The following is a 10004-nucleotide window of genomic DNA, read 5'->3' as shown; positions in this document are numbered from 1 at the left end:
GCTACGACAAGTTGGCGGTGCGCTACCAGGCCACCGTCACCATCGCCGCAATCAACGAATGGCTCTGACCCGCCTTACCAAACACGCCTTAGCCGTACGTGTGGCGGTCACCGGCATGGCGTTGCAGCGCCGCACGGACCGCCACCCAAATCCACACCCACCTGCGCCGGCGATGCAGATCCATGGACTCCCCCGCCCTCCGCTGACGCCCGACGGCCGCCGGTCGTCGTTGCACGAACCGCCTGGTGCACCTGACGGACGCGCACGCAACGACCGGCGTCACGACCCCTGAACGGCCCGCAACCCACCCCCGACATCAAGCAACCGCGTCGATACGTGGCCGCGGGTCATACGCATCGATCGCTGCCGTGGCACCTGGCCGGCCGCCATCGTGCCGCTTCCTGGTGGATCATGCCGTCATGACAGCCATTGTCGAGATCCACGTTCCGCTGGTGCGAGCGAGGAGTTCCGCGCCCGACGCCTATCCGTTCCCATGGATCGATCAGGTCGAGGATCTCCTGGTCGAGCTGGAGGACGAAGGGACGGTCGAGGTCTACGACGACGGCGAGGAACACGGCGACGTCTACATCTTCTTCATCACCGGAGCGGACGAGGCAGCACTACTGGCGGCCGCGTCCCGCGTCGCGGCTCTCGACGGAGTGCCGGACGGCACATTCGCCATGGTCACCGACGACCAAGCGCCGGGGTTCGGCACAGGACGGCGCGTCGACCTGCCGGCGTCCTGAACTGACGTCCGGTCGACCGGCCATCACACGCCGCGGCCGATCGTCGACCGCGAGCCGGCTGGTTCCGGCAGGCAGATCGCTCGACGGGTTGCCAGGCGTGTCGGAGCCTCAACGTGTTCCCGTTCCGCTGGTTTCTGCGAAGCGGATTGGTATTCCGCTTCACGGAAATCCCGTCGAAGGCGAACAGGGTCACCTCGCTACACGCCGAACATTGCAGTCTCCACGGCCAGCGATTCCGGCATCCGGTCGTACCGCGAGTCGCGCGGAGGACCCAGTCAAACCATCACATCTGTGGTGCCGAGCATCGGCGCGATCCGGGCGCGGAGTAGACGACTGCCCCGGGGCGTCGCAGGGACGGTGGCGGCGCAGAGGCCGGCCACCGGATGCCGCGCGCACGCGCGATCCCAGCCAGCGCGGCACGCGCGGCTGTGCGCCGCTCGCGGCGCATTGGGGGTCTGGGGTGAGAATCCCCCAGCGGGACCCGCCGCGCAGCGGTGGGGCGGAGATACAGCGCAGCTCCGGCGCCCGGTTGAGGGTCGGGCGCCGGAGCGTGGTGGCGGAGGTCCGCTGCGGGCGGCGGGAGGGGCCGTGGAAGCCCTGCGCCGCGGTGGCGGGTCCGCCGGTCTCAGCAGGGGATCAGTTCGCCCCGCCGGGCGCGGACGCGTGTGCCGTCCATCAGGGTGATCTCGACGCGGCCGTTGGCGTCGGTGTCGCCGAAGGCGTAGATCTCCTTGCCGTCGTGCGGGGCCAGTTCGGCGTGGTGCACGCCGTTCCGGTCCGGTCGCAGAACCCACTTCAATTCCGGCGATTTACCCATTTCGCCCACCCCCTTCGTCCGAGGCTAACGGCCGGGACGGCGGGCCGGTGCGGACCTGGGGGCCGGGGCACCCGTGTGAGTGAGGGGTTCAGTGCAGACCGCCGGGCCAGGCCAGGTACTCGCGGAAGGCGGTGACCCGGTCGTCGCGGCACTCGAGGGCCAGGCAGAGGCGCTGGGTGAACGGCGTCCCGCGCATCGTGCCGGTCACCTGGAGCTCGAAGGCGACGCCCCGCTCCCCCGTCAGGGTCGAGTGGACGACCAGGTCCGCGCGGAGGTTGGCCGTCAGCCAGTCGAAGAAGCGGACGGCGTCGGCGGCGCCGTGGCGTACCCCGGCGAAACCCTCGACCGGGACGTGGAAGGTCACGGCGGGGTCGAGCATGCCGATGAGACGGGACCAGTCGCCGGTGGCGGCGCCATGGATCCAGTGATGCATGGCGGTCGTTGCGGGGTGCATTTCCATGATTCCTCCGAGCGGACTTATTTTGCCTGAAACAGGCAGAAGAAATCGCGGGGAAGCGCTCTACCGCAGTTTCTATTGACTGGACCTTGGTGAATGCGAATACTCAAGGGCATGTCGCCGCTCGACTCGGGATCAGCGCAACGCAGTGCGAACCGCAGCCGTGTGATCCACGCGCTGCGGCAGCACGGTGCGATGAGCCGGGCCGCCCTGGCGGAGATCGGGTTGTCGCGGTCGACGGTCGCCAGCGTCGTCGGGGAGCTCATCGAGGCCGGCGCGGCCGTCGAGGTCGCCGAGAGCGGCAACAAGAGCAGGGCCGGGCGGCCGCCGACCCTGATCGGGCTCAAGGGCGGGCTCGGCGTCGCCGTCGGCGTCGAGATCGGCAACGGGATCGTGCGGATCGCCGTCTGTGACGTGGCGCAGGTGCTGCTGCGGCGCGACGCGGTCCAGGTCGACGAGCGGTCCTCGCCGCAGGACACCCTGCTGCTGGTCGACCGGCTGATCGACGGGCTGCTGGAGCAGACCGGGTTCCGGCGCGACGAGGTGATCGGGGTCGGCATCGCCATGCCGGGGCCGATCCAGCGGCGGACCGGGCTGACCGGGCGCGCGTGCACGCTCAAACCGTGGGTGGGTCTCGACCCGCGGCTGCTCGGCGAGCACGTGCTCGGGCTGCCGGTGCACGCCGGCAACGACGCCAACCTCGCCGCGCTCGCCGAGATGACCTGGGGCGCGGCGCGGGGGCTGCGCGACTACGCCTACATCTACACCGCCACCGGCATCGGCGCGGGGTTCGTCATGGACGGGCGCCTGTATGTCGGGGCCAACGGCACGGCCGGCGAGATCGGCCACACGACCATCAACGAGGACGGCCTGGTGTGCGCGTGCGGCGGCCGGGGTTGCCTGAACACCCTGGCCAACCCGGACGCGATCACCGACCAGCTGTGGCAGAGCCACGGGCGGCGGCCGTCGATCGGCGAGGTGATCGCCCTCGCGCACGAGGGTGACGCCGGGTGCCGCCGCGTCCTCGCCGACGCGGGCCGGCACATCGGGGTCGCCATGGCCAACATGTACAACCTGCTCGACCCCGAGCTGATCGTGCTCGGGGGCAGTCTCGCGCCGGCCGGTGACATCCTCATCGAGCCGCTGCGCCAGTCGATGATGCGCCGCGCGATCCACGCCGGGGAGGCCGTCCCCGACGTCGTCGCCGGTGAGATCGGGATCGACGAGGTCGTCGTCGTGGGAGCGGCCGCCGCCGTGCTCCGCGACGCCACCAGATTTCCGCTGCCGGTCCGCTAGGCCGGAACAAAGCTCGCCGGCCGGCCTTCCCAACCCGTCGGCCGGCCGGCGCACCACAACACCCTGCCGGAAACCGAAGCATCAAAGGAAACGGCCAGAGCGCGAAAGCTCTGGCCGCCCTGCCGCACGCCAATGCAGCAAGAAACCGGCCACGGATTGCCGTCCACGGCCGATCGCAGCACCAGACAACCGGCCGGGAAACGGCCGATCGCCGAAGGTGGAGCAACCATGATTCTACCGCGTTCCATGAGGGCCCTCCTGGCCCTGACCCTGCTGTTCCCGGCCGCAGCCGCGTGCAGCACCGCCGAACAGAGCCCCAAGGCCGCCACGGGAAAGATCAAGATCGCGTTGTCGAACTCGTTCATCGGCAACGGCTGGCGCGTGGAGATGGAGAACGTGTTCAAGGCGGCCTGCGCGATGCCGCCGTACAAGGACCAGGTCGACTGCAGCGTGTTCAATGCCGGCAACGACGTCGCCACCCAGACCCGCCAGATCTCGAACCTCATCGCGCAGGGCGTCGACGGGATCGTCATCAACGCCGCGTCGACCAGCGGCCTCAACGGCGTCGTCCAGCAGGCCTGCGACCGCAACATCGTCGTCGTGTCGTTCGACAACACCGTCGACAACAAGTGCGGCCTGACGGTCAACACCGACCAGGTGAAGTTCGGTGAGCAGCTCGCCCAGTTCGTCGTCGACCAGCTCAAGGGCCAGGGCAACGTCGTCATGGTCACCGGCGTGGCCGGCACCGGCGCCGACAACGACCGCAACGCCGGCGCGAAGAAGGTGTTCGACGCCAACCCGGGCATCAAGGTCGTCGCCACGTACAGCGGCATGTGGGACTCGGCGACCGCGTAGCGGCAGACGTCGGCGCAGCTGCCGAGCCTGCCGAAGGTCGACGGCGTGTGGGTGTCCGGCGGCACCGACGGCGTGATCAAGGCGTTCATCGAGGCGAACAAGCCCGTCCCCGTCGTCGGCGGCGAGGCGGAGAACGGCTTCCGCAAGTACCTGGCCGGGGTGTCGACGCCGAAGGTGAACGGCATGTCGATCGGGCAGCCGCCGTTCCTGTCGGTGATCTCCCTGGAGCTGGCCCGGGCCGTCATCAAGGGCGAGCACCCGAAGACCAGCGTGACGATCCCGTTCCCGATGGTCACGTCGGAGACGGTGAAGGTCGGCGAGACCGTGTTCCCGGACCTGCCGGACAGCTTCTTCGCCGACTTCACCGACTCCGGGCCGAACGCGACCGTGGTCCTGTGCCAGGAGGCGGCCACCGACGGCACGCCCTGCCCGGGCAAGACCCTCGCGGTGAAGCTCGGATGACGGACACGTCTGCCGTCCTCGCCGAAGGAGTCGACCGCTCCTTCGGCGGGGTGCGGGCGCTCCGCGAGGCGGCGTTCGCCGCACGGAAAGCCGAGATCCACGCCCTGGCCGGCGAGAACGGCGCCGGCAAGAGCACGATGATCAAGGTGCTCTGCAGCCTGGTGCGACCGGACAAGGGCACAGTCCGGGTCACGGGCCGGCTGGCGACGGCGTTCCAGGAGCTGTCGCTGCTGCCGGACCTCACGGTCGCGGAGAACCTGCTCCTGCGGGACCCGCCCCGCGGAAGGTTCGGACTCGTCTCGCGTCGTCAGCTGGTACCGACGGCGAAATCGATCCTCGTGGCGCACGGCATCGACGACATCGACCCCGCGGCCGTCACCAGGACCCTGTCGGTGGCGCACCGCCAGGTCGTCGAGCTGGTGCGGGTCCTGGCGACCCGGCCGGAGGTGCTGATCCTCGACGAGCCGACGGCGGCGCTGCAGGAGCAGCAGGTGGCGTGGCTGGCGGCGCACATGCGGCGGCTGCGCGAGGAGGGCTGCTGCGTGGTGTTCACCTCGCACCGGTGGCGCGAGATCGAGTCGCTCGCCGACCGGGTCACGGTGTTCCGCAACGGCACCCACGTCACGACCCGGGAGCGGCTCGGCGAGGCGGAGGCGGTGACGCTGATGAGCGGCCGCACCCTGGAGGCCACGTATCCGCCGCTGACCCCGCCGCAGGACACCGTCGCGCTGCGGGCGCGCGTCGGCGAGGTCGACCTGGCCCTGCGCCGGGGCGAGATCCTCGGCATCGGCGGCCTCGCCGGCCAGGGCCAGCGCGAGCTGTTCCTGAAGCTCTTCACCGGCAGGCAGCACGTGATCGTCAACGAGAAGCCGCACACGATCCGCAGGCCGAAGGACGCGATCCGGGCCGGGATCGGCATCGCGTACGTGCCGGAGGACCGCAAGGCCGAGGGGCTGCTGCTGCCGATGTCGGTGCGGGACAACCTCGCCCTGGCGACCCTGGAGCGGCGGTCCGTCGCCGGGTTCGTGCGCCGCGCCGCCGAGGACACGGCGGTGCGCGACATCATGGACCGGCTCGCGGTGCGCGCGGCGTCGAGCCGGCATCCCGTCGGTACGTTGTCCGGCGGCAACCAGCAGAAGGTGCTGATGGGCCGCTGGCTGCTCAGCGGCGCCGAGGTGCTGCTGCTGTTCGACGTGACGCGGGGCGTGGACGCCGCGACCAAGCACGACTTCTACGTCCTCGTCGCCGGGCTCGCCGCGCAGGGCCGGGCGGTGCTGCTGTACAGCAGCGAGACCGAGGAGATCGCGCACCTGTGTCACCGCGTCCTCGTCATGCGGGAAGGGCGGGTCGCGGCCGAGCTGGAAGGTCCCGTCGGCGACGCGGAGCTGATCGTCGCGGCGGCCATGAAGGAGCGGGAGCATGTCTGACAGCGTGTCTGACAGGGAGCGTGCACATGTCTGAGCTGCGCGCCGCCACGCTCGGCTACGCGGTGCTCGCCGCGACCGCCGTCGCCTACCTCGCCGTGTACACCACCAACCTCGGGCATCTGCCGACGCCGTTCGACTACCTGTCGCTGCTGAACACGTCGCTGCCGCTGGTGTTCGTCGCGATCGGGCAGAGCCTGGTCGTGCTGACCGGCGGCATCGACCTGTCCGTCGGCGGCATGGTCGGGCTCGGCGTCGCGATCGTCGCGGCCGGGTCGACCGGCGGCGCGGCCGTCACGGCCGGCTGGATGCTCGCCGCGGTCGCCGCCGGGGCCGCGTGCGGCGCCGTCAACGGGCTCGTCGTCGCGAAGGGCCGCATCGCCCCGATCCTCACCACCCTCGCCACCCTGTCCGTCTACAGTGGACTCGCGCTGAAGGTGCTGCCGGTGCCGGGCGGGCAGATCTCCCCGGCGGTCCGGTCGGTGCTCACCGACCCCGACGTGCCGACCGGCCTGATCTGGCTCGGCGCGGCCGTCGCCGGGTGGCTGGTGCTGCGCCGCACCCGTTTCGGCATGCGGGTCTACGCCGTCGGCAGCGACGAGACGGCCGCCCGTGCCGTCGGGGTGCCGACCGCGTGGGTGAAGGTCGGCGTGTACAGCCTGTCGGGCCTGTGCAGCGGCCTCGCGGCGGTGTTCTACGTGTCGACCACGACGTCCGGCGACCCCAACGCCGGGGACCCGTTCATCCTCACGTCGATCGCCGCGGTCGTCGTCGGCGGGATCGCGTTCGCCGGCGGGCGCGGCTCGGCACTCGGCGCGGTCGCCGGGGCGTTCGCCCTGACCCTCGTCATCGACGTGCTGTTCTTCGCCGGGATCGACCCGCTGTACCAGTCGCTGTTCCAGGGCCTGTTCCTGGTCGTGGCGGTCCTGCTGGGCAGCCTCAGCGCGTTCGTCAAGTGGAGGCGGGCATGAAGCAACGGCGGGTCCTCTACGCCTTCGCCGCCGCGGCCACCGTCCTCGCCGCCGGTGCCGTCATCCATCCCGGGTTCGGGTCGTGGACCAGCCTGCGCACGATGCTGGTCCTGGCGAGCTTCATCGGCTTCGTCGGCGCCGGGCAGATGCTCGTCGTCCTCGTCGGCGGCATCGACCTGTCCATGCCGTGGGTGCTCAACGGCGCCGCGATCGTCCTCACCACCAGCAGCCTCGGCCAGTCCGGCCGGCTGCCGCTGGCGGTCGTCCTGGCGCTGGGCACCGGCGCCGCCGTCGGGCTCTGCAACGGGCTCGGCGTCGCCTGGCTCGGCGTGCCGGCCGTCGTCATGACCCTGGGCATGAACGGTGTCCTGCAAGGGCTGTCGCTCGGCCTGTCGAAGGGGCTCACCTGCGGCTCGTGCGCGTCGTACGCCCCCGAACCACTGCGCCGGCTCGTCGTCGGCCGGCTGTGGGGGGTACCGACCGAGCTGCTGCTGTGGGCGGGGGTGGCACTGTTCGTGACGGTGCTGCTGACCCTGACGACGTTCGGCCGCAAGGTGTACGCGGTGGGCAACAACCCGCGCGCCGCGTTCCTGGCCGGGGTCGGGGTGCGGCCGGTCACGGTCGCGTTGTACGTGCTCAGCGGCGTGTTCGCGGCCCTCGCGGGGATCACGCTCGTCGCCTACGGCGGGCAGCCGTCGCTGGGCCTGGGCGACCCGTACCTGTTCGAGTCGATCGCGGCGGTCGTCGTCGGCGGCGTGTCCATCCTCGGCGGACGCGGCCACTACGTCGGTGTCGTCGCCGGGTCCGTCACGCTCGTCGCGATCGTGACCCTGCTGCAGGCGGAGCGGGTGCCGGAGTACGGTCGCAACGTCATCTACGGCCTGGTGATCCTCGCCATCCTCTTCACCTACGGCAGGGAGCGCGCCGATGATTGAGACACTCTCCGACATCCCGTGCGAGCTGGGCGAGAGCACGCTGTGGGACGAGGTGACGGGCCGGCTGCACTGGGTCGACATCGACCGGGATGCGCTGTTCACCCTCGACTGGACGACCCGCGGCGTGACGACGATGCGGCTGCCGTCCACAGTGGGCAGTGTCGGCCTGCGCGCCGGCGGCGGCCTCGTCGCGGCGCTGCGGCACGGTCTCGCGTTCGTCGACCCGCTGGAGCAGCGGGTCGAGACCGTCGCGGAGGTGGAGACCGGCGTCCCGGGCAACCGGTGCAACGACGGCGCCGTGGACCCGGCGGGCCGGTTCTGGTTCGGCACGATGGACGTCGAGGAGTCCGCGGCCAGCGGCGCGTTCTACTGCCTGCGCGGGGACCTGACGGTCACGAAGGCGTTCGGCGGCATCATCGTGTCGAATGGGCCGGCGTGGAGCCCTGACGGGCGCACCATGTACCACGTCGACTCGGCCCGCAGCAGGATCACCGCGTACGAGTTCGACCCCGCGACGGGCACGGTCGGCGCGGGCCGGTTGTTCGCGTCCGACGAGGACGAGGCGTGGTTCCCCGACGGTGTCACGGTCGACGCCGAGGGCTTCGTGTGGAACTGCAAGTGGGACGGCGGGCGGATCGTGCGGTATTCCCCCGACGGCGCCGTCGACCGGGTCGTGGAGCTGCCGGTGCCGCGGCCGACCCGGTGCGCGTTCGCCGGCCCGGACCTGAGCCTCCTGGCCGTCACCAGCGCCCGCCGCGGGCGGGGGGCGGCGGCGCCGAGATCCGGGCACCTGCTGCTGCTCGACCCCGGCGCCCGGGGGCTGCCCGCGCACCGGTTCGCCGGATAGCGGAAGGCGGCGGGCCGCCGGGCCCGCCGCCTCTGCCGGAAGAAGGGTCAGTCCTGGGTCAGCGACGCGCGCAGGGTGCGCAGCGCGCCGGCGAGGAGCCGGGACACGTGCATCTGGGAGATGCCGAGCTCCGCGGCGATCTGCGACTGGGTCAGGTTGCCGTGGAAGCGCATCGCGATGATCTTCTGCTCGCGGGCGGGGAGCTTCGCCAGGAGCGGGCGCAGCGCCTCCCGGTTCTCGACGTTGACCATGTCGGGGTCGTCGCCGCCGAGCAGGTCACCGAGGCCGGTGGCACCGCCCTCGCCGCCGTCGCCGACCGGCGCGTCCAGCGACAGCGCCCGGTAGGCCTGGCCGCAGTCGAGGCCCTCGATCACGTCCTCCTCGCTCGCCCCGAGCTTCTGCGCGAGGTCGGCGACGGTCGGTGAGCGGCCCAGGTCCTGGGCGAGGTCACCGGAGACCTTGGAGATCTCCAGGCGCAGCTCCTGCAGGCGGCGCGGGACGCGGACGTCCCAGCCCTTGTCGCGGAAGTGCCGCTTGAGCTCGCCGACGATCATCGGGATCGCGTAGCTGGTGAAGGCGGCGCCGCGGGTCGGGTCGTAGCCGTCGACGGACTTGATAAGGCCGAGGTTCGCGACCTGCACGAGGTCGTCGAACTGCTCGCCGCGGTTGCGGAAGCGGCGGGCCAGGTATTCGGCCAGGGGGATGTACAGCTCGATGAGGCGGGCCCGGACACGCTCCCGGTCGGCGCCGGCGGGAAGGTCGCCGAGCAGAGACAGCAGGGCCTTGGCCTGGGCGTCCGTCTCCCGGGTCCGGTGCGTGCCGGCGGCCGGCGCGGACGGCGCGGTCAGGGCGGCGACGCCGGGCGCGGGGACGGTGGTGCTGTCGGTGGTGCCGGTGCGGGTGGCTTCGGTGTGCAGGTCGATGCTCACGGCAGGGTCAGCCTTTCGGTGCATGACCGGTCCGTCCGGGTAGGACGTCGTTTCAAGGGACGACGAGCGGGCATCCTGCTGAAGAGGACGCACGAGGCTCAGGACCGGTCAGAAGATCGCTCACAGCGCCCGTGTCTTGAGCGCCGGCGGATGAGACCGAGTGACCGTCACGCACCGGGTGGACCGCCGCTGTCTGGACGGGCCCGGCCGGTGACCCGCCGGAGCGCGCTGCTTGCGGCAACACGTGGCGGGTCGCCGGAGGTGA

The 10004-nt window shown here is 71.3% G+C and carries 11 protein-coding genes; 8 read left to right on the top strand and 3 right to left on the bottom strand.

Features of this window, described 5'->3' with window-relative positions:
* Positions 1-419: 419 nt before the first annotated feature.
* Positions 420-746 (top strand): hypothetical protein, encoded by a 327-nt coding sequence (locus ACZ6TV_RS41545; protein WP_465304574.1) that lies wholly within the window; start codon positions 420-422, stop codon positions 744-746.
* Positions 747-1371: 625 nt separating this feature from the next.
* Here ACZ6TV_RS41545 and ACZ6TV_RS41540 read toward each other — a convergent pair.
* Both ACZ6TV_RS41540 and ACZ6TV_RS41535 read right to left on the bottom strand, forming a co-directional pair.
* Positions 1372-1563, bottom strand: a complete 192-nt coding sequence (locus tag ACZ6TV_RS41540; protein ID WP_360090274.1) for an SH3 domain-containing protein — start codon at positions 1561-1563, stop codon at positions 1372-1374.
* A gap of 88 nt (positions 1564-1651) precedes the next feature.
* Entirely contained in the window at positions 1652-2023 is a 372-nt protein-coding gene (locus ACZ6TV_RS41535) for a nuclear transport factor 2 family protein (RefSeq protein ID WP_465304572.1), read from the bottom strand.
* A 162-nt stretch (positions 2024-2185) separates the two neighbouring features.
* Between ACZ6TV_RS41535 and ACZ6TV_RS41530 the strand changes: the two genes are divergently transcribed.
* The 7 genes from ACZ6TV_RS41530 (at position 2186) to ACZ6TV_RS41500 (ending at position 8810) form a co-directional block, all read left to right on the top strand.
* Entirely contained in the window at positions 2186-3316 is a 1131-nt protein-coding gene (locus ACZ6TV_RS41530; protein WP_465304570.1) for an ROK family protein, read from the top strand.
* Between the two features lie 246 nt (positions 3317-3562).
* Positions 3563-4171 carry a substrate-binding domain-containing protein gene (locus ACZ6TV_RS41525; protein WP_465304568.1) on the top strand — a complete coding sequence of 203 codons (609 nt, stop codon included), beginning with the start codon at positions 3563-3565 and terminating at the stop codon, positions 4169-4171.
* A 45-nt stretch (positions 4172-4216) separates the two neighbouring features.
* A complete protein-coding gene (locus tag ACZ6TV_RS41520; RefSeq protein ID WP_465304566.1) occupies positions 4217-4633 on the top strand; it encodes a type 1 periplasmic-binding domain-containing protein in 417 nt (138 codons plus the stop codon).
* Positions 4630-6060: a sugar ABC transporter ATP-binding protein gene (locus ACZ6TV_RS41515; RefSeq protein ID WP_465304564.1), complete on the top strand. Its 1431-nt coding sequence runs from the start codon at positions 4630-4632 to the stop codon at positions 6058-6060. Before ACZ6TV_RS41520 ends, ACZ6TV_RS41515 begins: the two co-directional genes overlap by 4 nt.
* A 26-nt stretch (positions 6061-6086) precedes the next feature.
* Positions 6087-7028, top strand: coding sequence for an ABC transporter permease (locus ACZ6TV_RS41510; protein WP_465304562.1), 942 nt, complete (start codon positions 6087-6089; stop codon positions 7026-7028).
* Positions 7025-7963 carry an ABC transporter permease gene (locus tag ACZ6TV_RS41505; RefSeq protein WP_465304560.1) on the top strand — a complete coding sequence of 313 codons (939 nt, stop codon included), beginning with the start codon at positions 7025-7027 and terminating at the stop codon, positions 7961-7963. The genes ACZ6TV_RS41510 and ACZ6TV_RS41505 overlap by 4 nt, the downstream gene beginning before the upstream one ends.
* Entirely contained in the window at positions 7956-8810 is an 855-nt protein-coding gene (locus ACZ6TV_RS41500) for an SMP-30/gluconolactonase/LRE family protein (protein ID WP_465304558.1), read from the top strand. Before ACZ6TV_RS41505 ends, ACZ6TV_RS41500 begins: the two co-directional genes overlap by 8 nt.
* A 47-nt stretch (positions 8811-8857) precedes the next feature.
* On the opposite strand, the gene ACZ6TV_RS41495 is transcribed toward ACZ6TV_RS41500, so the two are convergent.
* Positions 8858-9733 (bottom strand): SigB/SigF/SigG family RNA polymerase sigma factor, encoded by an 876-nt coding sequence (locus ACZ6TV_RS41495; RefSeq protein WP_465304586.1) that lies wholly within the window; start codon positions 9731-9733, stop codon positions 8858-8860.
* Positions 9734-10004 lie beyond the last annotated feature (271 nt).

It is taken from the genome of Dactylosporangium sp. NPDC051087 (genome assembly GCF_055586325.1).
This window is presented reverse-complemented; position numbering and strand designations above follow the sequence as displayed.

What these genes read in the sequence shown, in the direction of transcription:
- ACZ6TV_RS41510 (WP_465304562.1), top strand. Translation starts at nt 6,087, where the DNA reads ATGTCTGAGCTGCGCGCCGCCACGCTCGGCTACGCGGTGCTCGCCGCG.
- ACZ6TV_RS41500 (WP_465304558.1), top strand. Translation starts at nt 7,956, where the DNA reads ATGATTGAGACACTCTCCGACATCCCGTGCGAGCTGGGCGAGAGCACG.
- ACZ6TV_RS41545 (WP_465304574.1), top strand. Translation starts at nt 420, where the DNA reads ATGACAGCCATTGTCGAGATCCACGTTCCGCTGGTGCGAGCGAGGAGT.
- ACZ6TV_RS41540 (WP_360090274.1), bottom strand. Translation starts at nt 1,563, where the DNA reads ATGGGTAAATCGCCGGAATTGAAGTGGGTTCTGCGACCGGACCGGAAC.
- ACZ6TV_RS41525 (WP_465304568.1), top strand. Translation starts at nt 3,563, where the DNA reads ATGAGGGCCCTCCTGGCCCTGACCCTGCTGTTCCCGGCCGCAGCCGCG.
- ACZ6TV_RS41505 (WP_465304560.1), top strand. Translation starts at nt 7,025, where the DNA reads ATGAAGCAACGGCGGGTCCTCTACGCCTTCGCCGCCGCGGCCACCGTC.
- ACZ6TV_RS41535 (WP_465304572.1), bottom strand. Translation starts at nt 2,023, where the DNA reads ATGGAAATGCACCCCGCAACGACCGCCATGCATCACTGGATCCATGGC.
- ACZ6TV_RS41515 (WP_465304564.1), top strand. Translation starts at nt 4,630, where the DNA reads ATGACGGACACGTCTGCCGTCCTCGCCGAAGGAGTCGACCGCTCCTTC.